At 70.9% G+C, this 22,669-nt stretch carries 24 protein-coding genes; 8 read left to right on the forward strand and 16 right to left on the reverse strand.

The window, feature by feature from the left end; all coding sequences use genetic code 11:
* Positions 1–334: 334 nt before the first annotated feature.
* Positions 335–997: a DNA-3-methyladenine glycosylase gene (locus ACZ6K0_RS42480; protein WP_469228036.1), complete on the reverse strand. Its 663-nt coding sequence runs from the start codon at positions 995–997 to the stop codon at positions 335–337.
* Between the two features lie 87 nt (positions 998–1,084).
* On the opposite strand from ACZ6K0_RS42480, the gene ACZ6K0_RS42485 reads away from it, so the two are divergent.
* The 3 genes from ACZ6K0_RS42485 to ACZ6K0_RS42495 all read left to right on the forward strand — a co-directional run bounded on the left by ACZ6K0_RS42485 (position 1,085) and on the right by ACZ6K0_RS42495 (position 3,120).
* A complete protein-coding gene (locus tag ACZ6K0_RS42485; protein ID WP_376394632.1) occupies positions 1,085–1,867 on the forward strand; it encodes a sporulation protein in 783 nt (260 codons plus the stop codon).
* 42 nt (positions 1,868–1,909) lie between these two features.
* Complete coding sequence (locus ACZ6K0_RS42490) at positions 1,910–2,449, forward strand: YbhB/YbcL family Raf kinase inhibitor-like protein (RefSeq protein ID WP_376394634.1); 540 nt, start codon at positions 1,910–1,912, stop codon at positions 2,447–2,449.
* Between the two features lie 164 nt (positions 2,450–2,613).
* A complete protein-coding gene (locus tag ACZ6K0_RS42495; RefSeq protein WP_024756197.1) occupies positions 2,614–3,120 on the forward strand; it encodes an HNH endonuclease in 507 nt (168 codons plus the stop codon).
* Between the two features lie 84 nt (positions 3,121–3,204).
* Here ACZ6K0_RS42495 and ACZ6K0_RS42500 read toward each other — a convergent pair whose 3' ends face one another.
* From ACZ6K0_RS42500 to ACZ6K0_RS42515, 4 genes are all read right to left on the reverse strand, one after another.
* Positions 3,205–3,978: a sulfite exporter TauE/SafE family protein gene (locus ACZ6K0_RS42500; protein ID WP_469228038.1), complete on the reverse strand. Its 774-nt coding sequence runs from the start codon at positions 3,976–3,978 to the stop codon at positions 3,205–3,207.
* A gap of 92 nt (positions 3,979–4,070) precedes the next feature.
* Complete coding sequence (locus ACZ6K0_RS42505; protein WP_376394639.1) at positions 4,071–5,009, reverse strand: SPFH domain-containing protein; 939 nt, start codon at positions 5,007–5,009, stop codon at positions 4,071–4,073.
* Positions 5,010–5,170: 161 nt separating this feature from the next.
* Positions 5,171–5,602 (reverse strand): NfeD family protein, encoded by a 432-nt coding sequence (locus ACZ6K0_RS42510; RefSeq protein WP_376394641.1) that lies wholly within the window; start codon positions 5,600–5,602, stop codon positions 5,171–5,173.
* Between the two features lie 76 nt (positions 5,603–5,678).
* Positions 5,679–6,476, reverse strand: a complete 798-nt coding sequence (locus ACZ6K0_RS42515) for an ABC transporter ATP-binding protein (RefSeq protein WP_376394644.1) — start codon at positions 6,474–6,476, stop codon at positions 5,679–5,681.
* A gap of 135 nt (positions 6,477–6,611) precedes the next feature.
* On the opposite strand from ACZ6K0_RS42515, the gene ACZ6K0_RS42520 reads away from it, so the two are divergent.
* Entirely contained in the window at positions 6,612–7,403 is a 792-nt protein-coding gene (locus ACZ6K0_RS42520) for a hypothetical protein (protein ID WP_469228042.1), read from the forward strand.
* Between the two features lie 166 nt (positions 7,404–7,569).
* On the opposite strand, the gene ACZ6K0_RS42525 is transcribed toward ACZ6K0_RS42520, so the two are convergent.
* The 3 genes from ACZ6K0_RS42525 to ACZ6K0_RS42535 all read right to left on the reverse strand — a co-directional run bounded on the left by ACZ6K0_RS42525 (position 7,570) and on the right by ACZ6K0_RS42535 (position 9,759).
* On the reverse strand, positions 7,570–7,812 hold the full coding sequence (locus tag ACZ6K0_RS42525; RefSeq protein ID WP_359679161.1) for a chaplin: 243 nt from the start codon (positions 7,810–7,812) through the stop codon (positions 7,570–7,572).
* A gap of 164 nt (positions 7,813–7,976) precedes the next feature.
* Positions 7,977–8,621 carry a response regulator gene (locus ACZ6K0_RS42530; protein ID WP_376394650.1) on the reverse strand — a complete coding sequence of 215 codons (645 nt, stop codon included), beginning with the start codon at positions 8,619–8,621 and terminating at the stop codon, positions 7,977–7,979.
* Positions 8,614–9,759: a GAF domain-containing sensor histidine kinase gene (locus ACZ6K0_RS42535; RefSeq protein WP_376394653.1), complete on the reverse strand. Its 1,146-nt coding sequence runs from the start codon at positions 9,757–9,759 to the stop codon at positions 8,614–8,616. The genes ACZ6K0_RS42530 and ACZ6K0_RS42535 overlap by 8 nt, the downstream gene beginning before the upstream one ends.
* Before the next feature lie 670 nt (positions 9,760–10,429).
* Here ACZ6K0_RS42535 and ACZ6K0_RS42540 point away from each other — a divergent pair.
* Positions 10,430–11,209, forward strand: coding sequence for a transglycosylase SLT domain-containing protein (locus ACZ6K0_RS42540; RefSeq protein WP_469228044.1), 780 nt, complete (start codon positions 10,430–10,432; stop codon positions 11,207–11,209).
* Between the two features lie 89 nt (positions 11,210–11,298).
* On the opposite strand, the gene ACZ6K0_RS42545 is transcribed toward ACZ6K0_RS42540, so the two are convergent.
* On the reverse strand, positions 11,299–13,899 hold the full coding sequence (locus ACZ6K0_RS42545; RefSeq protein WP_376394659.1) for an FHA domain-containing protein: 2,601 nt from the start codon (positions 13,897–13,899) through the stop codon (positions 11,299–11,301).
* A gap of 198 nt (positions 13,900–14,097) precedes the next feature.
* Here ACZ6K0_RS42545 and serB point away from each other — a divergent pair, with 198 nt between their 5' ends.
* Positions 14,098–15,312 carry a phosphoserine phosphatase SerB gene (gene serB, locus ACZ6K0_RS42550; RefSeq protein WP_376394662.1) on the forward strand — a complete coding sequence of 405 codons (1,215 nt, stop codon included), beginning with the start codon at positions 14,098–14,100 and terminating at the stop codon, positions 15,310–15,312.
* Positions 15,313–15,595: 283 nt separating this feature from the next.
* Here serB and ACZ6K0_RS42555 read toward each other — a convergent pair whose 3' ends face one another.
* From ACZ6K0_RS42555 to ACZ6K0_RS42570, 4 genes are all read right to left on the reverse strand, one after another.
* Entirely contained in the window at positions 15,596–16,114 is a 519-nt protein-coding gene (locus ACZ6K0_RS42555; RefSeq protein WP_376394665.1) for a SixA phosphatase family protein, read from the reverse strand.
* 35 nt (positions 16,115–16,149) lie between these two features.
* Positions 16,150–16,353: a hypothetical protein gene (locus ACZ6K0_RS42560; RefSeq protein WP_376394668.1), complete on the reverse strand. Its 204-nt coding sequence runs from the start codon at positions 16,351–16,353 to the stop codon at positions 16,150–16,152.
* A gap of 157 nt (positions 16,354–16,510) precedes the next feature.
* The gene (locus ACZ6K0_RS42565; protein WP_260605691.1) at positions 16,511–16,627 is read right to left on the reverse strand and encodes an SGM_5486 family transporter-associated protein; all 117 of its coding nucleotides are present in this window, start codon (positions 16,625–16,627) and stop codon (positions 16,511–16,513) included.
* Positions 16,628–16,644: 17 nt separating this feature from the next.
* Entirely contained in the window at positions 16,645–17,976 is a 1,332-nt protein-coding gene (locus ACZ6K0_RS42570) for a CynX/NimT family MFS transporter (RefSeq protein ID WP_469228047.1), read from the reverse strand.
* A 63-nt stretch (positions 17,977–18,039) separates the two neighbouring features.
* Between ACZ6K0_RS42570 and ACZ6K0_RS42575 the strand changes: the two genes are divergently transcribed.
* A complete protein-coding gene (locus ACZ6K0_RS42575; RefSeq protein ID WP_469228048.1) occupies positions 18,040–18,795 on the forward strand; it encodes a FadR/GntR family transcriptional regulator in 756 nt (251 codons plus the stop codon).
* Here the strand turns inward: ACZ6K0_RS42575 and ACZ6K0_RS42580 are convergent.
* The 3 genes from ACZ6K0_RS42580 to fabG form a co-directional block, all read right to left on the reverse strand.
* Complete coding sequence (locus ACZ6K0_RS42580; RefSeq protein ID WP_469228050.1) at positions 18,698–19,150, reverse strand: hypothetical protein; 453 nt, start codon at positions 19,148–19,150, stop codon at positions 18,698–18,700. The genes ACZ6K0_RS42575 and ACZ6K0_RS42580 overlap by 98 nt on opposite strands.
* Positions 19,151–19,334: 184 nt before the next feature.
* A complete protein-coding gene (fabI, locus tag ACZ6K0_RS42585) occupies positions 19,335–20,111 on the reverse strand; it encodes an enoyl-ACP reductase FabI (protein WP_125749898.1) in 777 nt (258 codons plus the stop codon).
* A 4-nt stretch (positions 20,112–20,115) separates the two neighbouring features.
* Entirely contained in the window at positions 20,116–20,835 is a 720-nt protein-coding gene (fabG, locus tag ACZ6K0_RS42590) for a 3-oxoacyl-[acyl-carrier-protein] reductase (protein WP_376394681.1), read from the reverse strand.
* Between the two features lie 270 nt (positions 20,836–21,105).
* On the opposite strand from fabG, the gene ACZ6K0_RS42595 reads away from it, so the two are divergent.
* Positions 21,106–22,629, forward strand: coding sequence for a TldD/PmbA family protein (locus ACZ6K0_RS42595; protein WP_376394684.1), 1,524 nt, complete (start codon positions 21,106–21,108; stop codon positions 22,627–22,629).
* Positions 22,630–22,669: the final 40 nt, after the last annotated feature.

Here is a 22,669-nt window from a genome sequence, read left to right on the forward strand (position 1 = left end):
ATTTTTGGCACGCTGTTGAGTTCTCAAGGAACGGACGCTTCCTTTGTACTCACCCTCTCGGGCTTTCCTCCGGGCTTTTCCCTTCGTTCCGAAGCTTATCAGATCTTTTCGATCCGATTTCCTCGGTGCTTTCCGGTCCCATTTCGCTTTCGCGCTGGGCCCTTCCGGCGTGGTCACTACTTTAGCTGATTTCTCTGGCGACTCATAATCGAGTCATTCGAAACGAATTTCGGGAATGCCGAAATAAGCCCCTGCTGGGGAATCATCGAGAGTAGTGGGTGGCCGCTACGGGGTGCTTGAACAAGCAGGCCCGTTTCCAGCGGCTCGGGCTACGTTAGGCGGTCGGAGGGGCCGAGTCAAGCCGACGCTTCCGGGGGGTGTGGGCCCGGTACGGGCTGACCGTCGGGTCGTCCGTGATCCAGAAACGCCAGGGGTGGGGGGCGCCGTCGCCGCCGACGCCCGTGCGCGGGCCGCTGCTGATCGCGGCCGGCGTGGGTGGCGTGCCGGTGAGCAGGGAGAGCGGGGCTTCGGGGCCGGCGCAGGTGTCCGTGCCGTTCAGGGAGAGGGCGATGTCCAGGGCCGTGGCCAGGCGGGCGGGGCCCTGGGCCAGCTCCCGGTCGTGGCGGGCCGAGCGGCGGCGGGCCCGGGCCTGATCGGCGCCGGTCAGGATCTCGCCGGCGCGCAGGAGGACTCCGCTCGCCTCGCCCTCGGGACCGCAGACCAGGTTGAGGCAGTGCCACATGCCGTAGGTGAAGTAGACGTACGCGTGCCCGGGCGGGCCGAACATGACGGCGTTGCGTGGCGTGCGGCCGCGGAAGGCGTGCGAGCCGGGGTCGATCGCGCCGGCGTACGCCTCCACCTCCGTGAGGCGCAGTTCCATCCGGCCCGCCGGGGAGGTACGGACGAGGGTGCGGCCGAGCAGGTCGGGGGCGACCTCCAGGACGGGGCGGTCGAAGAAGGCCCGCGGGAGCGGCGTACGGGAGGGGGTGTCGCTCATGGCGGCCGAGCGTAGTGGCGGCCGGCGGGGAACCGGTTACGGTCGTCGCGCGTATGTAGAGGTCAGTACCGAGAAGGAGTGGAAGTCATGGGATTCAAGAAGCTGCTCGCGAGCCTGGGTGCCGGTGGGGCCACCGTGGAGACCGTGCTCTCCGAGGAGAACGTGGTTCCGGGTGGTGTCGTCCAGGGTGAGGTGCGGATCCAGGGCGGCAGCGTCGACCAGCAGATCGAGGCGCTCTCCGTCGGCCTGCAGGCGCGCGTCGAGGTCGAGGGCGGCGACCAGGAGCACAAGCAGGACGTCGAGTTCCTCAAGGTGCGGCTGGGCGGTGCCTTCGAGGTGAAGGCCGGCGCGGTGCACGTCGTGCCGTTCGGTATCGAGGTGCCGTGGGAGACCCCGGTGACCGCCATCGCCGGTCAGCAGCTGCGTGGCATGAACATCGGTGTGGTCACCGAGCTGGAGATCGCGCGGGCCGTGGACTCCGGCGACCTGGACCCGATCAACGTGCACCCGCTGCCGGCGCAGCAGGCGATCCTGGACGCGTTCATCGGTCTGGGCTTCCGCTTCAAGAGCGCGGACATGGAGCGCGGGCACATCCGGGGGACGCGGCAGAAGCTGCCCTTCTACCAGGAGATCGAGTTCTTCGCGCCGCAGCAGTACCGCGGGCTGAACCAGGTCGAGGTCAGCTTCGTCGCCGACGACCGTGAGATGGACGTCGTCCTGGAGATGGACAAGAAGCCCGGTCTGTTCGGCGAGGGCAGCGACTCGTTCCGTGCGTTCAAGGTGGGCCTGCACGACTTCCACACGACCGACTGGGCGGCCTACCTGAACCAGTGGCTCGCCGAGGTCGGCGGCCGTCGCAACTGGCTCTAGGCTCGGCCGGGTAACCAGCGACAGGCGATACGGAGGCTCCACGTGTCCGAGGGTAAGAGGGCGCCGCTCCCTCACGATTTCCATCCGCCGGTGGCGTCGTTCACGGTGGTGAGCGACGACATCGCGCCGGGTGCGGTGCTGAAGGACGCGCAGGTGTACGCGGCGGGGAACACCTCTCCGCACCTGCGTTGGGAGGGCTTCCCCGCGGAGACGAAGAGCTTCGCCGTGACCTGCTTCGACCCGGACGCCCCGACGGGCAGCGGGTTCTGGCACTGGTCGCTGTTCGACATCCCGGTGTCGGTGACGGAGCTGCCCGTCGGTGCCGGGTCGGGGTCGTTCGAGGGGCTGCCGGCCGGGGCCGTGCACGTACGGAACGACTACGGCACGAAGGAGTTCGGCGGCGCCGCTCCCCCGCCCGGGGACCCGGCGCACCGCTACGTCTTCACCGTGTACGCGGTGGACAGCGAGAAGCTCGGTCCCGATGGCGACGTGTCGCCGGCGGCGGTCGGCTTCAATCTGCGGTTCCACACGCTGGGGCGTGCCCAGTTGATCGGTGAGTACGCGGCTCCCGCGGCGGTCTGATCGTTCGTTTGTTGTTTGCCCGCTTCTGGTCTTGGAGAGATCAGAAGCGGGCATCTTTTGTTTCGCGGGAAATTGCGTTGTCCAACCCCGGCCGGCCCGGCCATCGTTGATCCAGGCCCCACGCCCCGCTCCGGGGCGGGGCCGGCACACGGGAGGTGGGCACAATGCGGGACACGCTGGTACTCAACGCGAGCTTCGAGCCGCTGTCGACGGTCACTCTCAACCGTGCGGTGGTGCTTGTTCTTCAGGACAAGGCCGTCGTCGAGCAGGCCCATCCCGAGCTGCGGGTGCGAGGTGCCGCCGTCGATCTTCCGGTGCCGCGGGTGATCAGGCTCTGCCGGTACGTGCGGGTGCCCTTCCGAAGACACGCCCCGTGGTCGAGGCGGGGGGTGCTGGTCAGGGACCAACACCGGTGCGCGTACTGCGGGAGGAGGGCGACGACCGTCGACCATGTCGTGCCGCGGGCCCAGGGGGGCGGGGACAGCTGGCTGAATACCGTCGCTTCCTGCGCCGAGGACAACCACCGCAAGGCCGACCGGACGCCGGAGCAGGCGGGGATGCCGTTGCTGCACGAGCCGTTCGTGCCGTCGCCTGCGGACGCGATGCTGCTCGCGATGCGGGCGGGTGAGCGGTCCGAGCTGCCGGAGTGGCTGGCGAACTCGGCCGCGTAGACCTTCTCGTACGGTGTGGGCCGTCTCGTACGGTGTGAGCCCGCCTTCCCCTGTGTGGGGAGGCGGGCTCTTCCGTGGGCCGGGCTAGTTCAGCGTCAGCTGGAGGATCGCCACGATGCCGACCGCGATGATCACTCCGCGCAGGACGGACGGCGGCAGCTTGCGTCCGACCTTGGCGCCGATCTGGCCTCCGATGGTGGAGCCGACGGCGATGAGGACGACGGCGGTCCAGTCGAACTCGGCGACGAAGAGGAAGAAGACGGCGGCGACGCCGTTGACGAGGGCGCCGAGGATGTTCTTGACGGCGTTGATCCGCTGCAGGGTGTCGTGGAGCAGCAGGCCCATGAGCGAGAGGTAGAGCACTCCCTGGGCGGCGCCGAAGTACCCGCCGTACATGCTGGCGAAGCAGAGGCCGACGAGGAGGACGGGGCCGCCGTCGGGGTGGGCCACGGTGCCGGTCTGCTCGCGGCGTCGCTGCACGGCGGCGGCGATGCGGGGCTGGAGGAGGACCAGGACGAGCGCGAGGCCGATGAGGACGGGGACGATCGCGTCGAAGGCGTCGGACGGGAGCGCGAGGAGCAGGATCGCGCCGATGAGGCCGCCGAGGAGGGCCACGCTGCCGAGGCGGAGGATGCGGGCCTTCTGGCCCTTCAGTTCGCGGCGGTAGCCGATGGCCCCGCTGATGGAGCCGGGGACGAGGCCCAGGGCGTTGGAGACGTTCGCGGTGATCGGGGGGAGCCCGGTCGCGAGGAGGACCGGGAACGTGATGAGCGTTCCCGATCCGACGATGGTGTTGATGGTGCCGGCGCCGATGCCGGCGGCGAAGACCGCCAGCATTTCCCAGATGGACAACGCCATCTCCTTACATGGTCAGTGAGTCGCCTCCCCGCTCTGAGGTCGTCAGGGTCGAGGGGCTCGCACCGATCATGCACGAGACTTACGTGTACGTGTCAGTCAACGGGGGGTTCTTCTCGCCGATCGGACCGACTGTCCTTCGTGTTGAAGCCGGGAGCGCCGCCGCCGACGTTGCCGAAGGCGCCGGAGAGGCCCTTGAGGGCGTCGCCGATCTCGCTGGGCACGATCCAGAGCTTGTTGGCGTCGCCCTCGGCGATCTTCGGGAGCATCTGGAGGTACTGGTACGAGAGCAGCTTCTGGTCGGGGTCGCCCGCGTGGATGGCCTCGAAGACCGTACGGACGGCCTGCGCCTCGCCCTCGGCGCGCAGGGCGGCGGCCCTGGACTCGCCCTCGGCGCGGAGGATCGCGGACTGCTTCTCACCCTCGGCGGTGAGGATCGCGGACTGGCGGGTGCCCTCCGCGGTGAGGATCGCGGCACGCTTGTCGCGCTCGGCGCGCATCTGCTTCTCCATCGAGTCCTGGATGGAGGTCGGCGGCTCGATCGCCTTGAGCTCGACGCGGTTGACGCGGATGCCCCACTTGCCGGTGGCCTCGTCGAGGACGCCGCGCAGTGCCGCGTTGATGTCCTCGCGGGAGGTGAGGGTCCGCTCCAGGTCCATGCCGCCGATGATGTTGCGGAGGGTGGTGACGGTGAGCTGCTCGATCGCCTGGATGTAGCTGGCGACCTCGTAGGTCGCGGCCCGGGCGTCGGTCACCTGGTAGTAGATGACCGTGTCGATGTTGACGACGAGGTTGTCCTGGGTGATCACCGGCTGCGGCGGGAACGGGACGACTTGTTCGCGGAGGTCGATCCGATTACGGATCGAGTCTATGAACGGGACGACGATGTTCAGTCCGGCGTTGAGCGTGCGGGTGTAGCGGCCGAAGCGCTCCACGATCGCCGCGCTCGCCTGCGGGATGACCTGGATCGTCTTGACCAGGGCGATGAAGACGAGCACCACCAGAATGATCAGGACGATGATGACAGCTGACATCGTGTTCCCCGTGCCCTTCGCTACCGGTTGACTGCCGGATGGCTTTCGATGATCGAGTTTCCCAGACGGCGGAACGTCATGGGCGAGGTTCGGCCACATGATGTTCCGTCACATGGGGTTCGGCCACGTGTGGTTCGCTCACGTGCGGTGTGCGGTTCGGGTCACATGACGACGGCCGTCGCGCCGTCGATCTCCACGACGTCGACCTGGTCGCCCGGTTCGAAGGTCTGCTCGCTGTCGAGCGCGCGGGCGGACCAGATCTCCCCGGCGAGTTTGATACGGCCTCCGCCGCTGCTGTCGACCCGTTCCAGGACGACCGCCTGACGTCCCTTCAGGGCGTCGATGCCGCTGGCCAGCCGGGGCCGGTCGTCCCGGTGGCGGGCGGCGATCGGGCGGACCACCGCGACCAGCGCCACGGAGACGGCGGCGAAGACGATCACCTGGGGGGTGACGCCGAAGCCCAGGGCGGCGGTCACCGCCCCGGCGACCGCGCCGACGGACAGCATGCCGAACTCCGGCATCGCGGTCAGGACCAGCGGAATGCCGAGCCCCACCGCGCCGATCAACCACCAGACCCACGCGTCGATGTCCACGTGGTCATGGTAGGGCGGTGGGGTCCTTCCGGGACAGGGCGCGGGCGGCTGTGCGGGACGCCGGCGCTCCGGTCCGCTACTTCAGCGGCAGGCCCTGGGCGGTCCAGCGGTCGCCGACGCGCTCGACGACGAGCGGCAGCCCGAAGCAGAGCGAGAGGTTGCGGGAGCTGAGCTCGGTCTCCACGGGGCCGGCGGCGAGGACCTTGCCCTGGCGGATCATCAGGACGTGGGTGAAGCCGGGGGCGATCTCCTCGACGTGGTGCGTGACCATGATCATGGAGGGCGCGTACGGGTCGCGGGCGAGGCGGCCGAGGCGGCGGACGAGGTCCTCGCGGCCGCCGAGGTCGAGGCCGGCGGCGGGCTCGTCGAGGAGGAGGAGCTCGGGGTCGGTCATCATCGCGCGGGCGATCAGGGTGCGCTTGCGCTCGCCCTCGGAGAGGGTGCCGAACTTGCGGTCCAGGTAGTCGTTCATGCCGAGGCGGTCGAGGAAGGCCTTCGCGCGCTCCTCGTCGACCGGGTCGTAGTCCTCGTGCCAGGTGGCCGTCATGCCGTACGCGGCGGTGAGGACGGTCTGGAGGACGGTCTGGCCCTTGGGCAGCTTCTCCGCCATGGCGATGCCGGCCATGCCGATGCGGGGGCGGAGTTCGAAGACGTCGGTGCCGACGCCGCCGAGCCGCTCGCCGAGGATCGTGGCGGTGCCCTTGGTGGGGAAGAGGTAGCTGGAGGCGATGTTCAGGAGGGTGGTCTTGCCGGCGCCGTTGGGTCCGAGGATCACCCAGCGCTCGCCCTCCTTGACCGACCAGGAGACCTCGTCCACCAGAGCCCGTCCGCCGCGGACCACGGATACGTCCACCAGCTCCAGTACATCGCTCATGAGCGCGTTGTCTCCCCTTGCGGTCGAGTCGTGTCGTCGCCTTGCGCCGATGGGCGCGGCGTCCAGGGGAAAACCTACGTTATCGACGGAGCGGGCCGGTCCCTAGGGCTTCCTTTGAGTCCTTAGTCTGGGGGGATGCTTTCGGAACCACGCTCAGGACGCCTGGCCGCCTGGGGCAATGCCCTGCTGGCCGGGGCGGTGTCGCCGGACGACGCGGCGCTGGCCATTGTCGGGGAGGACGCGGTGCACCGCGTGGAAGGGCTGCCGGGTGAGGCGGCGCCGGTGGGGCTGACGCTGGCGCTGGGCCGGCTGCGGCGGCTGGGGGTGACCGGGTGGCGGGTGGCGCTGCCGGCGCCGGGGCATCCGCTGGGGCTGAGCGGGCCGCCGGATTTCAACGCGCGCGCCCTGGAGGCCGAGGAAGCCGTGGTGGGCTTCGGCGCGCCGTACGGTCTCGTGCCGGAGGTCACGGAGGCGGGGCCGACGGGCGACGTGCACGTGGAGGTCGTCTGGCGCTGTCTCTCGGTGCGGGAGGCTCCGCCGGCGGACGTTCCGTCGCTCGGTGAGGCGGAGCGGGAGCTCGCGGAGGCGCTGCGGGACGCGACGGCGGTGCTGACGCGGCTGGACGTGGCGGCCTCGGGCCCCGCGGCGGACGTGGCGCGCGCGGCGTACCGGGCGCGGGCGGAGGTGGGCCGGGAGGTCCTGGCCCCGGGCTACCCGCCGCGGGCGGTGCGGGTCCTGGAGCTGGCCCAGCGGATCGGACTGCTGGTGGACCTGGCGTACGACCACGGGCACGGGGGTGCGGTCAGCGCCTCGGAAATGGCGGCGCGGGGGGAGGCGCTGCGGCCGGTGGAGCGGGTGGCCCGGCGGGCGCAGGTCGCCGCGTACAACGCGTATGTCGAGGAACGGGAGCGCGAGCGGGGGTTCTGAGCCGAGGGGCTCGCCGTCGACCCGACGGTCGGAGGCCACCGCGGCGGGCCGAGGCCCGGGAGGCCCGCAGGGGCCGAGTGGTGTCAGGGGCGCGTGTGGGAGATGCGGCCGGAAAAAGGGGCCGGCCCCCGGGGGATCGTCCGGGGGCCGGTGGTTCTGGGGTGGCTCAGCCGTTGAGGGCGTGGTTGCCGAAGGCCGGGTTGAGCAGGCCGATCACGTTGACCGTGTTGCCGGAGACGTTCACGGGGACGTGGACCGGGACCTGCACCAGGTTGCCGGACGCGACGCCCGGCGAGTTGAGGGCCTTGCCGTCGGCCTCGGCGCCGTGGGCGGAGGCGACACCCGCACCGGCGGCGATGATGCCACCGGCGACCATGGTGACGGCAGCGGCCTTCTTGAGGTTCTTCACTTGGTACATCCTCCTGGTCATCGCTGCGGCCGGTCCGCCGCAGCACGTCATGGAGAACGCCGCCGCCCCCGCCGGGTTGCGCCGAACGGGGGATATACACCCGACGGTATGAAGGACTGAACGGTCGTGCGCCCCGGCGCGCAAGGCGCTCGTTCAGGGGCGCGTCACTCCGTGAGGCCGTTGCGGACCGCCCAGAGGGCGGCCTGGGTGCGGTCCGCGAGGTCGAGCTTCATGAGGATGTTCGAGACGTGCGTCTTGACCGTCTTCTCGGAGAGGACGAGCGCGCGGGCGATCTCGCGGTTGGAGCGGCCGTCCGCGATCAGGCCGAGGACCTCGCGCTCGCGCTCCGTGAGGGTCGAGCCCCGTCCCGTACCCCCCGGGGAGTCCTCCTGGCTGAGGAGCGCGCCGGCGACCTCGGGCTGGAGCAGGACGTGGCCCGCGTGGACGGAGCGGATGGCGCCGGCCAGGGCTTCGGGGTCGATGTCCTTGTAGACGTATCCGGAGGCGCCGGCGCGGAGCGCGGGGACGACCGTGCGCTGTTCGGTGAAGCTCGTGACGATCAGGACCCTGGCCGGGTTGGCCAGCTCGCGGAGCCGCTTCAGCGCCTCGATGCCGTCGGTGCCGGGCATCTTCACGTCCATGAGGACCACGTCGGGGCGGAGCTCCTCGGCACGGGCGACTCCTTCGGCGCCGTCGGAGGCCTCCCCCACCACTTCTATGTCGTCCTGCACCTCGAGGAAGGTGCGCAGGCCTCGGCGGACGACCTGGTGGTCGTCGACCAGCAGGACACGGATCGGCTTGTCAGCCACCGGGAACCTCCATCTCGATCGTGGTGCCCTCGCCGGGGGCCGAGGTCACGGTGAGTGCGCCGCCGACGCCGCCCGCCCGGTCCCGCATGGAGACCAGGCCGAGGTGGCGGCCGGCGCTGCGGACCGTCCGCGGGTCGAAGCCCTTGCCGTCGTCGGTGACGGTGAGCCGCGCGCCCTGGCCGCTGCGGGCGAGGGTGACGGTGACGAGCTCCGCCTCGGCGTGGCGCAGGGCGTTGTGCAGGGCTTCCTGGGCGACGCGGAGGACGGCCTCCTCCTGGGCTGCGGGCAGGGCCCGTACGCCCGGGCTCTCGAAGGTGACCCGGGCGGTGTGGGCGCGGTCCATGACCTGGATCTGGGTGCGGAGGGTGTGGACGAGGCCGTCCTCGTCGAGCGCGGCGGGGCGCAGCTCGACGACGGCGGCGCGCAGCTCGTCCGCCGCCTCGGCGGCGAGGACGGCGACCTGGTGGAGCTCGTCCTTGGCCCGGGCGGGGTCGCGGTCGACGAGGGCGGCCGCGGCCTGGGCCGTGAGCCGGAGCGAGAAGAGCTTCTGGCTGACGGCGTCGTGGAGCTCGTGGGCCAGGCGGGAGCGCTCCTCGGCGATGGTGAGCTCGCGGCTGCGCTCGTACAGCCGGGCGTTGGTGAGGGCGATGGCCGCGTGCTGGGCGAGGATCGAGAGCAGTTCCTCGTCCTCCGCGGTGAAGCCGCAGCTGCCGGTCTCCTTCGGGCAGCGCTTGTTCGCGAGGAAGAGGGCGCCGAGGATCTCGTCGCCGTCCCTGACGGGGAGGCCGAGGAAGTCGGACATCTCGGGGTGGGCGTCCGGCCAGCCCTCGAAGCGGGGGTCCTTGCGGACGTCCCCGAGCCGCTCGGGTTCGGCCTTGTGGAGCATCGCGGCGAGGATGCCGTGCTGGCGTGGCAGGGGGCCGATCGCCTTCCACTGCTCGTCGCTGACGCCGTCGACCACGAACTGGGCGAAGCCGCCGTGGTCGTCCGGGACGCCCAGGGCCGCGTACTCGGCGTCGAGGAGCTCGCGGGCGGAGGCGACGATCGTCTTGAGGACGTCGCGGACCTCCAGACGGCGGCTCATCGCGAGGAGTGCGGTGCTCACGGCGGCGAGGCCGGAGCTCGGTCGATGGCTCATGCGTTCACCGTACCGGCGGGGTGTGACCGTGCGTATCCGCCCGGGGACGGCGGAGGAGGGGGACCCGGGACCTAGGTCCACGTGCCCCTGTCGGGGCCGACGGGCTCGGTGTCGGCGGCGGCGGGGACGCGGGGCGGGAGCCGGTGGGGCGGATGGGGCGCGGGTCCGGTGGGGCGGATGGGGCGTGGGCGGGTGGGGCGGATGGGGCGTGGGCGGGTGGGGCGGATGGGGCGTGGGCGGGTGGGGCGGATGGGGCGTGGGCGGGTGGGGTGCGGGGCGCCTTCGGGAGGAGGGCGGTGGGGTGTTGGGCGCCTTCGGGAGGAGGGCGGTGGCGTCCTTCTCCTCCCTCCGGAGGACCTGCCTCACCGTGTGCATTGCGTCCGCAACGCGCGGTGAGTTTGTTACGTGCCCGATGTGAGCCCGCGCATAGGACCCACATCACTTACGAAGGCCGCTAGTGGACGCCAGGAGGCCTGATAGAGGCGGAGGAACCTGGCCACAACGGGCGTTCCGTGGCCCGTGCACGGGACCCTGATCCACTACCCGGGATCGTACGTCACACCTTTGCCACGCGATTTTGCTGCCGCTAAGAATTGCCCTCGTCGCCGCCGAGCAGGCGCAGCGCCGCCCCGGCGAGCGACAACCCCTGCGATTCGAAGAGGTAGTCCTGATGTCTGCGAACACTCCTGGCCACAGTCGTGGTCTGAAGAAGACCCACAAGGCCACGATCGCCGGCGTCGCCGCTCTGAGCGCCGCAGCACTGACCCTCTCCCTCGTGCAGGGCAACGGCGGCTCCACCGAGACCGAGCCCCAGGCCCTCTCCGGTACGCAGCAGGTCGCGTGGTCGTACGACGCCGCCAGCCCGCAGGCGAAGGCGCTGGCCGCCAGCGTCACCGAGCAGCACACCACTGTCGGCCTGAAGGCCAAGCAGGAGGCCGACGCCAAGGCGAAGGCCGCGGCGAAGGCGAAGGCCGCCGCGAAGGCCAAGGCCGACGCCAAGGCGAAGGCGGACGCCCGAGCCAAGGCCGCCGCGAAGGCGAAGGCCGAGGCCAAGGCGAAGGCGGCCGCGAAGAAGCGCGCCGCGGAGAAGGCGGCCGCGAGCCGTTCCGTCGCCCGTACCCCGGTCTACGCGAACAACCTCGACGGCTGGATCCGCGAGGCGCTGTCCATCATGGACAAGCACAACATCCCGGGCAGCTACAACGGCCTGCACAAGAACATCATGCGCGAGTCCAGCGGCAACCCGCGGGCGATCAACAACTGGGACATCAACGCCATCAACGGCATCCCGTCGAAGGGTCTGCTCCAGGTCATCTACCCGACCTTCAAGACCTACCACGTGCCCGGCACCGCGTTCGACCAGTACGACCCGGTCGCCAACATCGTCGCCGCCGCCAACTACGCGGCCGACCGCTACGGCTCGATCGACAACGTCAACAGCGCCTACTGATCCCCGCTTCTCCGCGGATTCTCCTGGCGTACGCCGAAGGGCGGCACCCCCTGTGCGGGGTGCCGCCCTCGGGCGTACTGCCTACGGGGTCACTTGCGCATGACCTCGGGCTCGTGGCGGCGCAGCAGCCGCGCCACGACGACGCAGCAGACGGCGGCCATGAGCAGCTGGACGCCGAGGTCGAAGCCCCACTGGCCGGCCGTGTGCTCCCACAGGGAGTCGGTGTCCGTGGGGTTCTTCGGGTCCCACGGCGGCATGAGGCGGGCCAGGTCGAGGGTGGTGCCGGCGCCGGCGATGCCCCAGCGCGAGGGCATCAGCCAGGCGAACTGCTCCAGGCCGGGCGAGCCGTACACCTGGAAGAGGATGCCGGTGAACACGACCTGGATGATCGCGAACATGACGAGCAGCGGCATGGTCTTCTCGGCGGTCTTCACGAGCGCGGAGATGACCAGGCCGAACATCATCGAGGTGAGGCCGAGGGCGATCACCTGGATGCACAGCTCGACGGCCGGGGGCATGAGGAGGCCCTCGGCGGGCAGCGCGCGGGTGGAGAAGCCGATGCCGCAGATGATGACGCCCTGGAAGGCCGTGATCAGGCCGAGGACGATCACCTTGGACATCAGGTACGCGGAGCGGGAGAGGCCGGTGGCGCGCTCCCTCTCGTAGATGACCCGCTCCTTGATCAGTTCGCGGACCGAGTTGGCCGCGCCGCTGAAGCACATGCCGACCATGAGGATCAGCATGATCGTTCCCGCGTCGCCGTTGAAGCGGGACGGTGCCGTCGGCGAGCCGAGGCCGAAGTCCGCCGGGATGACGACCGAGACCGCGCCGAGGACGGCCGGCAGGATCACCATCAGGCCAAGGAAGCCCTTGTCGGAGGCGATCACCGAGACGTAGCGGCGGATCAGCGTCCACAGCTGCGAGCCCCAGCCCTGCGGCTTCGGCGGGCGGGCCATCGCCTGCTGCGGCATCTGGACGGGCTGCGCGGCGACGGCGTCGATGTCCGCGGCGTACATCTGGTAGTGCTGGGAGCCCTTCCAGCGGCCCGCCCAGTCGTAGTCGCGGTAGTTCTCGAAGGCGGAGAAGACGTCGGCCCAGGTGGAGTAGCCGAAGAAGTTCAGCGCCTCCTCCGGCGGGCCGAAGTACGCCACGGAACCGCCGGGCGCCATGACGAGGAGCTTGTCGCAGAGACCCAGCTCGGCCACCGAGTGGGTGACGACGAGGACCGTGCGGCCGTCGTCGGCGAGGCCGCGCAGCAGCTGCATGACGTCGCGGTCCATGCCCGGGTCGAGGCCGGAGGTCGGCTCGTCCAGGAAGATCAGCGACGGCTTGGTGAGGAGCTCCAGGGCGACGGAGACGCGCTTGCGCTGGCCGCCGGAGAGGGAGGTGACCTTCTTCTCCCGGTGGATGTCGAGCTTGAGCTCGCGCAGCACCTCGTCGATACGGGCCTCGCGCTCGGCCGCGGCGGTGTCGCCGGGGAAGCGGAGCTTGGCCGCGTAGCGGAGCGCCTTCTGGACGGTCAGCTCCTTGTGCAGGATGTCGTCCTGCGGGACCAGACCGATGCGCTGGCGCAGCTCGGCGAACTGCTTGTAGAGGCTCCGGTTGTCGTAGAGGACGTCGCCCTCGTTGGCCGGGCGGTAGCCGGTCAGCGCCTTGAGCAGCGTGGACTTTCCGGAGCCGGACGGGCCGATGACACCGATCAGCGACTTCTCCGGGACGCCGAAGGAGACGTCCTGGAGGATCTTCTTGCCGCCGTCGACCTCCACCGTGAGGTGGCGGGCCGAGAAGGAGACGGAGCCGGTGTCGACGAACTCTTCCAGCTGGCCGCCGACGATGCGGAACGTCGAGTGGCCGACGCCGACGATGTCCTGCGGGCCGAGGACGGCCGAGCCGCCCTTGGGGATCGGCTGACCGTTGACGTACGTGCCGTTGTGCGAGCCGAGGTCACGGATCTCGAAGCGGCCGTCGGGCGTCGCGTGGAAGTCGGCGTGGTGCCGCGAGACCTGGAGGTCGGAGACGACCAGCTCGTTCTCGAGGGCACGGCCGATGCGCATGACGTGGCCGAGGTTCAGCTGATGGAACGTGGTGGGGCTGCGGTCGGCGTAGGCCGACGACGCCCCCGCGGCGGCGCCGGGCCCCTGGTGACCGTGGTGGGGGCCCTGGGGGCCGCCCTGCTGGTGCGGGACCTGCGGCTGTGCGTGCTGCTGCTGGGCCTGCTGCTGCCAGCCCTGCTGCGCCGGGGCCTGCTGCTGCGGCGGCGGGGCCTGGTGCGTCGCCCAGTCGGCCTGGGCGGCGGCCTGCGCCGGGCCGGCCTGGTGGGCGGCGGGCTGGGCCACCGGTGCCTGGGCCTGGGCCGGCGGCTGGTGGGCCTGGTGCGCGGCCTGGGCTCCGGCGGCGAGATTCAGCCGGGGTCCGTCGGTCGCGTTGCCGAGGTGAACGGCCGATCCCGGGCCGATCTCCATCTGGTGGATCCGCTGCCCCTGGACGAACGTGCCGTTCGTGGAGCCGTGGTCCTCGATGACCCAACTCCGGCCGCCCCAGCTGACGGTGGCGTGCCGCCACGAGACCCGGGCGTCGTCGATGACCAGGTCGCCCTGCGGATCGCGACCCAAGGTGTACGACCTGGACGGATCGAGAGTCCAGGTCCTTCCATTCAATTCCAGTACGAGTTCTGGCACTCCATGCCCCACTACTTGTCCCCCGATGTACCCCCGAGGTCGGGAGTCTAGGGATGGCGAACATCGGGGGGAACTATTTCAGGCCCGGTCCCCTCTCCGAAAGTCGGGCCGTGTGAGGAGCCGCGCGGGGCAAGTCCACGACCACTCGGGTGTCCGCTGGGCGGGACGGGGGGTCAGGTGGCACGAGGTGCCCGATACGGTGGAACCACCATGAGCGCATCGCAGACCTCAGACGTTCCCACCCTTCTCGTCAAGATCTTCGGCAAGGACCGTCCCGGGATCACCGCCGGACTCTTCGACACCCTCGCCGCCTACTCCGTCGACGTCGTGGACATCGAGCAGGTCGTCTCCCGCGGCCGTCTCGTCCTGTGCGCGCTCGTCACCGAGCCCACCGTCGCCTCGCAGGGCGAGCTGCGGGCGACCGTCCACAGCTGGGCCGAGTCCCTGAAGCTCCAGGCCGAGATCATCTCGGGTACGGGTGACAACCGGCCGCGCGGCGAGGGACGCTCGCACGTCACCGTGCTCGGCAACCCGCTCACCGCGGAGCAGACGGCGGCCATAGCGGCCAGGATCGCGGAGGCCGGTGGCAACATCGACCGTGTCTTCCGCCTCGCGAAGTACCCGGTGACGGCCGTGGAGTTCGCCGTCTCGGGCTGCGAGACCGAGCCGCTGCGGACGGCGCTGGCGACCGAGGCCCACACCATCGGCGTGGACGTGGCCGTGGTCTCCGCCGGGCTGCACCGGCGGGCCCAGCGGCTCGTCGTCATGGACGTCGACTCGACCCTGATCCAGGACGAGGTCATCGAGCTCTTCGCGGCGCACGCGGGGTGCGAGGACAAGGTCGCCGAGGTGACGGCGGCCGCGATGCGCGGCGAGCTGGACTTCGAGCAGTCGCTGCACGCGCGGGTGGAGCTGCTCGCCGGGCTGGACGCCTCGGTGGTCGACAAGGTCCGCGCGGAGGTGCGGCTGACGCCGGGGGCCCGGACCCTGATCCGTACGCTCAAGCGGCTCGGCTACCAGGTGGGCGTCGTGTCCGGCGGGTTCACGCAGGTCACCGACGATCTGAAGGAGCGGCTCGGGCTCGACTTCGCCTCGGCCAACACCCTGGAGATCGTGGACGGCAAGCTCACCGGGCGGGTGACCGGCGAGATCGTGGACCGTGCGGGCAAGGCGCGGCTGCTGCGCCGGTTCGCCACGGAGGCGGGTGTGCCGCTGGCGCAGACCGTGGCCATCGGCGACGGGGCCAACGACCTGGACATGCTGAACGCGGCGGGGCTCGGGGTGGCGTTCAACGCCAAGCCGGTGGTGCGCCGGGCCGCCGACACGGCGGTGAACGTGCCGTTCCTGGACACCGTGCTCTATCTGCTCGGGATCACGCGCGAGGAGGTCGAGGCCGCCGACGGCGGCGAGGACCTGCTGCACTAGGGGGTGTCTTGTCGATCAGGCCGGATCAGGGAGCGGCGTCTGGTGCCGTGGATCGCAAGGCGGAGGAGGGAGTCAACGCGGAGCGTTGGCGACCGACGACAACGCGGCGAGGCGCGGTGCCAGACGCCGCGAGCCCGGCCTGATCGGCAAGACACCCCCTAGGGCCTGTCCGACCCTGTACCGCCGCCGGGCAGGCCCTGGCCGCCGGTACGCCCGTACGGGAGAGGGCCCGGTCGTCTTCGGACGGCCGGGCCCTCTCGCGTACGGGGCGGGGTACCGCTCGTCAGGCGTGCGGGGTCCAGAAGTCCACGAGCCGTGCGGCGCCGTGCTCCAGCGACTTCCAGGTGCCGTTGAAGGTGAGGACGGCGTAGGCGGAGGTCGGGAAGCCGCTGCGGGTCATACGGGGCAGCGTGTCTCCGTCGGACTCGCCCGCGAGGGCGTCGGCGAGGGCGTGCATCCCGGGGTTGTGGCCGACGACGAGGAGGTCGTCGACGTCCTCCGAGGTCTCGTTGAGCAGGGCGATGAGCTCGCCGAGCGAGGCCTCGTACAGCCGGTCCTCGTACACGGTCCTGGGGCGCTCCGGCAGTTCGTGCACGGCCAGCTTCCAGGTCTCCCTGGTTCTGACGGCGGTCGAACAGAGGGCCAGGTCGAAGCCGATGCCGGTCCCGGCGAGCCTGCGGCCCACGACGGGGGCGTCCGCGCGGCCTCGCTCGGCGAGGGGCCTCTCGTGGTCGGACTCGTCGCTCCAGTCCGCCTTCGCGTGGCGGAGCAGCACGATCCTGCGGGGTGTATCGACGCTCATGGTCAACAGCTTCGCACGGAACGGCTTTCGGTGACTCAGAGAGCGAGCGTTTGCTGGAGGTGCTCCAGGACCCGGCCGACCCCCAGGTCACCACTGGTCGCGGGGGTACCTCCCGGCCCCGCTATGAGCAGCAGCAGGACGCCGAACGCGGCCACGGGGAGGGCGAGCGCCCACCAGGGCAGCCGGGTGTCGACGCCGGTCGGCAGGGGCCGGGTGCTGGTGTCCGTACGGGCCGACATGGCCGCCTCCGAGGGGTGGGAGATCCTTTGGCCGCCGTCTCCGGCGGGTTGTCTCCAACGTACGGATCGGGCGCCCGTCGGCCCATCAGGTGATCCACCCACTTCACCCTGACACTCACCCCCTAGGGGATGCGGGGGTTGTCCCCACCCCCGGGGGTCACGGTGAGGCGAGGGAGGCGATCACGGCGATGACCACCGTGATGCCGAGCATCGCGCCGAGCACGATGAGCAGCTTCTTCTGGCCGTTCTGGGGATTGGGTTCGAGGACTGGCATGGGACCAGTCTCGCATCTCAGCATTCGTCCTCGACCGTCCGGTCCCTCCCGGCGAGGGTGCCCACGATCATCTGCGGCACCATCAGGCCGCCCATGAGCGCGATGGGCAGTCCCCAGCCGCCGCTGTGCTGGTAGAGCACGCCGACGAGGAGGGGGCCGGGGATGGAGATGAGGTAGCCGACGCTCTGTGCGAAGGCGGAGAGGCGGACGACGCCGGCGCCGGTCCGCGAGCGCATTCCGATCATGGTGAGGGCGAGCGGGAAGGCGCAGTTGGAGACGCCGAGCAGGACGGCCCAGACCCAGGCTCCGGCGGCCGGGGCGAAGAAGAGGCCGGTGTAGCCGCCGAGGCCGCACAGGGCGAGGGCGACGACGATCGGTCCCTGGTTCTTCATCCGGGTCGCGAGCCGGGGGATGACGAAGGCGAGCGGGACGCCCATGACCATGGTGACGGCGAGGAGGACGCCCGCGGTGGAGGCGGGGACGCCGGCGTCGCGGAAGATCTGCGGCATCCAGCCCATGGTGATGTAGGCGCCGGTGGCCTGGAGGCCGAAGAAGCAGCCGAGGGCCCAGGCGGTGCGGCTGCGGGTGATGCGCGGGGCGGCGGTGGTGGTGTCCGCGGGGGCGGCGGTCGCGGTCGCCTTCTCCGTACGGCCGCGGGCGCCGCGGTCACGGTCGCCGCGGTCGCGGTCACGGTCGCGGAGCAGCGGGATCCAGGGCAGGACGGCGAGCGAGGCGAGGACGGCCCAGATGCCGAGGCCGAGGCGCCAGTCCCCGCCGAGGGCGTCGGTCATCGGGACGGTCGCCGCCGCGGCGACGGAGGTGCCGAGGGCGAGCGCCATGGAGTACAGGCCGGTCATGGTGCCGACGCGGTCGGGGAAGTACCGCTTGACGATCACGGGCATCAGGACGTTGCTGACGGCTATGCCCATGAGGGCGAGGGCGCTGGCGGCGAGGAAGCCGACCGTGCCGGAGGCGAAGGGGCGGACGACGAGGCCGGTGAAGATCGCGGCCATGCCCGCGCAGACGACGGCGGCGGGGCCGAAGCGGCGGGCGAGGCGCGGGGCGGTGATGCCGAAGACCGCGAAGCAGAGCGGGGGGACGGAGGTGAGGACGCCGGCGACGCTGCCGCTCATGTGGAGGCCTTCGCTGACCTCTTCGAGGAGCGCGCCGAGGCTGGTGATGGCGGGGCGCAGGTTGAACGCGGCGAGGACGAGGCCGACGGTGACGAGCCCGAGGGTCCAGCGCTGCGCCCGGCCGGGTGCGGGAGAATCGCCGGCGGCGACGGCCGCTCGGGCGGTGATCCCGACCGGTCGTACGGCGGGTTCGAGGGTCTTCGGTTCGTCAGCCATGAGGCCATCATAGAATCATGGGATGATTGGTTGTCCAATCTCGAACGAAGGGGACGGTACTCCATGGCCCTCGGCCACCCGCGGCGCGCAGGACTCTCCGATCAGGTGATCGCCGAGCTGCGGAACCAGATCACCTCCGGCGAATGGCCGGTGGGTTCGCGCATCCCGACCGAGCCCGAGCTGGTCGAGCAGCTGGGCGTGGCCCGCAACACCGTGCGCGAGGCCGTCCGGGCGCTGGCGCACAACGGGCTGCTCGACATCCGCCAGGGCTCGGGGACGTACGTCATCGCCACCAGCGAGCTGGCCGGGGTCATGCACCGGCGCTTCGCCGGCTCCGACCCCCGGCACGTCGCGGAGCTGCGCTCGACCCTGGAGTCCGCCGCCGCCCGCTTCGCCGCGGAGCGGCGCACGGAGCGGGACCTGAAGCAGCTCGACGCTCTGCTCGTACGCCGCGAGGAGGCCTGGGAGTCGGGTGACGCGGAGCGGTTCGTGACGGTCGACGCGGCCTTCCACCACGCGGTCGTCGCCGCCTCGGGCAACGACGTGCTGACGGAGCTCTACGCGGACCTGGGCGATCTCCTGCGGGACTGGCTGCGCGACGACGTGGGTCGGGAGCTGCGGCCGGAGAACCACATGGACCACGCGCGGCTGGTGGACGCGATCCGCGAGGGCGACGCCGAGCGGGCCGGGACGGAGGCCGCCGGCTACCCCTTCATGTGCCTCAAGAGCCCGGCGCCGGAGCCGGAGCCGGAGCCGGAGGCCGCACCGACGGCGGGGACGGCGCCTGCGCGGGGGCCGGTTCCGCCGGCTCGTGCGTGACCCAGGCGGATGCGACCTCCTTCCAGCAGCGGCCGGTGACCCGGGCGTAGTCCGCGGGGCCGACCTCCACGGGGGCGCTGTCGGTGTCGATGTCCCACCAGCGGTCGCACTCGACGTGGAGCCGGACGCGGTCGGTGCCGGGGTACGGGTTCTGGCAGTAGGCGGTGACGCGGGAGCCCTGGACGACGGTGCGGCAGGACGCCCCGAAGTTCTCCGGCTCCTCGGCCGCCGGGGCGGCGGCGGGGAGCTCCTCGGCCGGGGCGGGAGCGGCGTTCACCTCGGCGGCGACGGCGACCCCGGTGAGCAGAACGGCGACCGAGGCGAACGCGCCCAACCCGTGACGTATCGCGCGCATGCCCGTACCTCCTCCCCGTCAGCAGCAGAACATCACGCTCCGCCCCAGTCTGGGGTGATTCGCGCGACTTTTCGAGTCGAGGAGCTGTCGACGAGCTGTCGAGGACCTTCCAGACAGACGGAGAGGGCCCGCGCACCCTCCCCACCAGGGGAGACGCGCGGGCCCTCGGCCGTGCTGCGGGCGCTTACGCGCCGATCGCGTGCAGACCGCCGTCGACGTGGACGATCTCGCCCGTCGTCTTCGGGAACCAGTCGGAGAGCAGCGCCACGACGCCCTTGCCGGCCGGCTCCGGGTCGGCGAGGTTCCACTCCAGCGGGGAACGGCTGTCCCAGACCGCCGCGAGCTCGCTGAAGCCCGGGATGGACTTCGCGGCCATCGAACCGATCGGGCCCGCCGAGATCAGGTTGCAGCGGATGTTCCGCTTGCCCAGGTCGCGGGCCATGTAGCGGCTGGTGGCCTCAAGGGCGGCCTTGGCCGGGCCCATCCAGTCGTACTGCGGCCAGGCGAACTGCGCGTCGAAGGTGAGGCCGACGACCGAGCCGCCCTCCGTCATCAGCGGCAGCAGCGACGTCGTCAGCGACTTCAGGGAAAAGGCGGAGACGTGCATGGCCGTGGCGACGGACTCGAACGGCGTGTTCAGGAAGTTGCCGCCGAGGGCGTCCTGCGGGGCGAAGCCGATGGAGTGGACGATGCCGTCGAGACGGTCGCCCAGCTGCTCACGGACCTGGCCCTCCAGGCGCGCGAGGTGCTCGTCGTTGGAGACGTCGAGCTCCAGGACCTTCACGTTCTCGGGCTTGGGGAGCTTCTTGGCGATGCGCTCGGTCAGCGACGGCCGAGGCCAGGCGGTGAGGATGATCTCCGCGCCCTGCTCCTGGGCCAGCTTCGCGGTGTGGAAGGCGATGGAGGACTCCATCAGCACACCCGTGATCAGGATGCGCTTGCCCTCGAGAATTCCGCTCATGTGATCAGTGACCCATGCCCAATCCGCCGTCAACCGGGATGACGGCTCCAGTGATGTACGAGGCGTCGTCGGAGGCGAGGAACTTCACCGCGGCGGCGATCTCCTCCGGCTGCGCGTAACGGCCCAGCGGCACCTGGGACACGATGCCCGCGCGCTGCTCGTCGGTGAGGACCGCGGTCATGTCGGTGTCGACGAAACCAGGGGCGACGACGTTGAACGTGATGTTGCGCGAGCCGAGCTCACGCGCGAGGGAGCGGGCGAAACCGACCAGGCCGGCCTTGGAGGCGGCGTAGTTGGCCTGGCCCGCGGAGCCCAGCAGACCGACGACCGAGGAGATGAGGACGACGCGGCCCTTCTTGGCCCGCAGCATCCCCCGGTTGGCGCGCTTGACGACCCGGAAGGTGCCGGTCAGGTTGGTGTCGACGACGGACGTGAAGTCCTCCTCCGACATGCGCATGAGGAGCTGGTCCTTCGTCACGCCGGCGTTGGCCACGAGGACCTCGACCGGACCGTGCTTCTCCTCGATCTCCTTGTACGCCTGCTCCACCTGCTCCGTGTCGGTGATGTCGCACTTGACGGGCAGGCAGCCGAGTTCGACCAGGGCGGCCGGCGGCTCGCCGGAGCGGTACGTGATCGCGACCTTGTCGCCGGCCTCGGCGAACGCGCGGGCGATGGCGAGGCCGATGCCCCGGTTTCCTCCGGTGACGAGAACCGAGCGGCTCAACGGATCACCCTTTCGATAGCGGTCTGGTAGCCGAAAACCTATCGGTATCGCCCCCGACATGAGGAATCGACCTCCGACAGTGGCATCGGGGCGTCACTGTCGGATCCCTACAGCTCGGGGACGGTGCGGGTCCGCCCGGGAGCCCCCGGCGCGCGGCCCGCGGAGCCCCTCTAATGGGCCCACCCGGCCGCCCTTCCCATGATTGACTTCCGGGACAGCTGAACCACCGTCTCCACCCCAGACTTCCGATCACCGAGAGCGAGGCCGCTCGTGGTCCATCAGATCGACCCTACGTTCGTCGCGTTGCCCCTGCGGGCGCTCGCCGACGCGGCGCTCGCCCGGGCGCGCGCGCTCGGCGCCGAGCACGCGGACTTCCGCCTGGAGCGGGTGCGCAGCGCCTCGTGGCGGCTGCGCGACGCCAAACCGTCCGGTTCCTCGGACACCACCGACCTCGGCTACGCGGTGCGGGTGGTGCACGGCGGGGCCTGGGGTTTCGCCTCCGGGGTCGACCTGACCATGGACGGTGCCGCGAAGGTCGCCTCGCAGGCGGTCGCCATGGCCAAGCTGTCGGCGAAGGTGATCGCGGCGGCGGGTTCGGACGAGCGCGTGGAGCTGGCCGAGGAGCCGGTGCACGCCGAGCGCACCTGGGTCTCCTCGTACGAGATCGACCCGTTCTCCGTCCCCGCCGAGGAGAAGAGCGCGCTGCTCGCCGACTGGAGCGCGCGACTCCTGCGGGCGGACGGCGTGGCGCACGTCGACGCGTCGCTGCTCACCGTCCACGAGAACAAGTTCTACGCGGACACGGCCGGCACGGTCACCACCCAGCAGCGCGTCCGGCTGCACCCGCAGCTCACGGCGGTCGCCGTCGACGACACGACCGGCGAGTTCGACTCGATGCGGACGATCGCGCCGCCGGCCGGGCGGGGCTGGGAGTACCTGACGGGCACCGGCTGGGACTGGGACAAGGAGCTCGACGAGATCCCGGGGCTGCTCGCCGAGAAGATGCGGGCGCCGAGCGTCGAGGCGGGCCGGTACGACCTCGTCGTGGACCCGTCGAACCTGTGGCTGACCATCCACGAGTCCATCGGCCACGCCACCGAGCTGGACCGGGCCCTCGGCTACGAGGCGGCCTACGCGGGCACCTCCTTCGCCACCTTCGACCAGCTGGGCAAGCTGGCGTACGGCTCGTCGATCATGAACGTGACGGGTGACAGGACCGCCGAGCACGGCCTGGCGACCATCGGGTACGACGACGAGGGCGTCGAGGCGCAGAGCTGGGACCTGGTCAAGGACGGCACGCTCGTCGGCTACCAGCTGGACCGGCGGATCGCGAAGCTCACGGACCTCGGCCGCTCGAACGGCTGCGCCTTCGCGGACTCCCCCGCGCACGTGCCGGTGCAGCGGATGGCGAACGTCTCGCTCCAGCCGGACCCGGGCGGCCTGTCGACCGAGGACCTGATCGGCGGGGTCGAGCGCGGCATCTACGTGGTCGGCGACCGGTCGTGGTCGATCGACATGCAGCGCTACAACTTCCAGTTCACCGGTCAGCGCTTCTTCCGCATCGAGAACGGCCGGCTCGCCGGGCAGCTGCGGGACGTGGCGTACCAGGCGACGACGACGGACTTCTGGGGCTCGATGGAGCAGGTCGGCGGCCCGCAGACGTACGTGCTCGGCGGCGCGTTCAACTGCGGCAAGGCCCAGCCGGGCCAGGTCGCCGCGGTCTCCCACGGCTGCCCCTCCGCCCTCTTCCGGGGCGTCAACATTCTGAACACGACGCAGGAGGCCGGTCGATGAGCGCGCGCCACCAGATTTGCCGGGGGTCCGGCCCGCGGCG

This window comes from Streptomyces sp. NPDC042346, assembly GCF_055581845.1.

What these genes read in the sequence shown, in the direction of transcription:
- ACZ6K0_RS42480 (WP_469228036.1), bottom strand. Translation starts at nt 997, where the DNA reads ATGAGCGACACCCCCTCCCGTACGCCGCTCCCGCGGGCCTTCTTCGAC.
- ACZ6K0_RS42485 (WP_376394632.1), top strand. Translation starts at nt 1,085, where the DNA reads ATGGGATTCAAGAAGCTGCTCGCGAGCCTGGGTGCCGGTGGGGCCACC.
- ACZ6K0_RS42495 (WP_024756197.1), top strand. Translation starts at nt 2,614, where the DNA reads ATGCGGGACACGCTGGTACTCAACGCGAGCTTCGAGCCGCTGTCGACG.
- ACZ6K0_RS42500 (WP_469228038.1), bottom strand. Translation starts at nt 3,978, where the DNA reads ATGGCGTTGTCCATCTGGGAAATGCTGGCGGTCTTCGCCGCCGGCATC.
- ACZ6K0_RS42505 (WP_376394639.1), bottom strand. Translation starts at nt 5,009, where the DNA reads ATGTCAGCTGTCATCATCGTCCTGATCATTCTGGTGGTGCTCGTCTTC.
- ACZ6K0_RS42515 (WP_376394644.1), bottom strand. Translation starts at nt 6,476, where the DNA reads ATGAGCGATGTACTGGAGCTGGTGGACGTATCCGTGGTCCGCGGCGGA.
- ACZ6K0_RS42520 (WP_469228042.1), top strand. Translation starts at nt 6,612, where the DNA reads ATGCTTTCGGAACCACGCTCAGGACGCCTGGCCGCCTGGGGCAATGCC.
- ACZ6K0_RS42535 (WP_376394653.1), bottom strand. Translation starts at nt 9,759, where the DNA reads ATGAGCCATCGACCGAGCTCCGGCCTCGCCGCCGTGAGCACCGCACTC.
- ACZ6K0_RS42540 (WP_469228044.1), top strand. Translation starts at nt 10,430, where the DNA reads ATGTCTGCGAACACTCCTGGCCACAGTCGTGGTCTGAAGAAGACCCAC.
- serB (WP_376394662.1), top strand. Translation starts at nt 14,098, where the DNA reads ATGAGCGCATCGCAGACCTCAGACGTTCCCACCCTTCTCGTCAAGATC.
- ACZ6K0_RS42555 (WP_376394665.1), bottom strand. Translation starts at nt 16,114, where the DNA reads ATGAGCGTCGATACACCCCGCAGGATCGTGCTGCTCCGCCACGCGAAG.
- ACZ6K0_RS42560 (WP_376394668.1), bottom strand. Translation starts at nt 16,353, where the DNA reads ATGTCGGCCCGTACGGACACCAGCACCCGGCCCCTGCCGACCGGCGTC.
- ACZ6K0_RS42565 (WP_260605691.1), bottom strand. Translation starts at nt 16,627, where the DNA reads ATGCCAGTCCTCGAACCCAATCCCCAGAACGGCCAGAAGAAGCTGCTC.
- ACZ6K0_RS42570 (WP_469228047.1), bottom strand. Translation starts at nt 17,976, where the DNA reads ATGGCTGACGAACCGAAGACCCTCGAACCCGCCGTACGACCGGTCGGG.
- ACZ6K0_RS42575 (WP_469228048.1), top strand. Translation starts at nt 18,040, where the DNA reads ATGGCCCTCGGCCACCCGCGGCGCGCAGGACTCTCCGATCAGGTGATC.
- ACZ6K0_RS42580 (WP_469228050.1), bottom strand. Translation starts at nt 19,150, where the DNA reads ATGCGCGCGATACGTCACGGGTTGGGCGCGTTCGCCTCGGTCGCCGTT.
- fabI (WP_125749898.1), bottom strand. Translation starts at nt 20,111, where the DNA reads ATGAGCGGAATTCTCGAGGGCAAGCGCATCCTGATCACGGGTGTGCTG.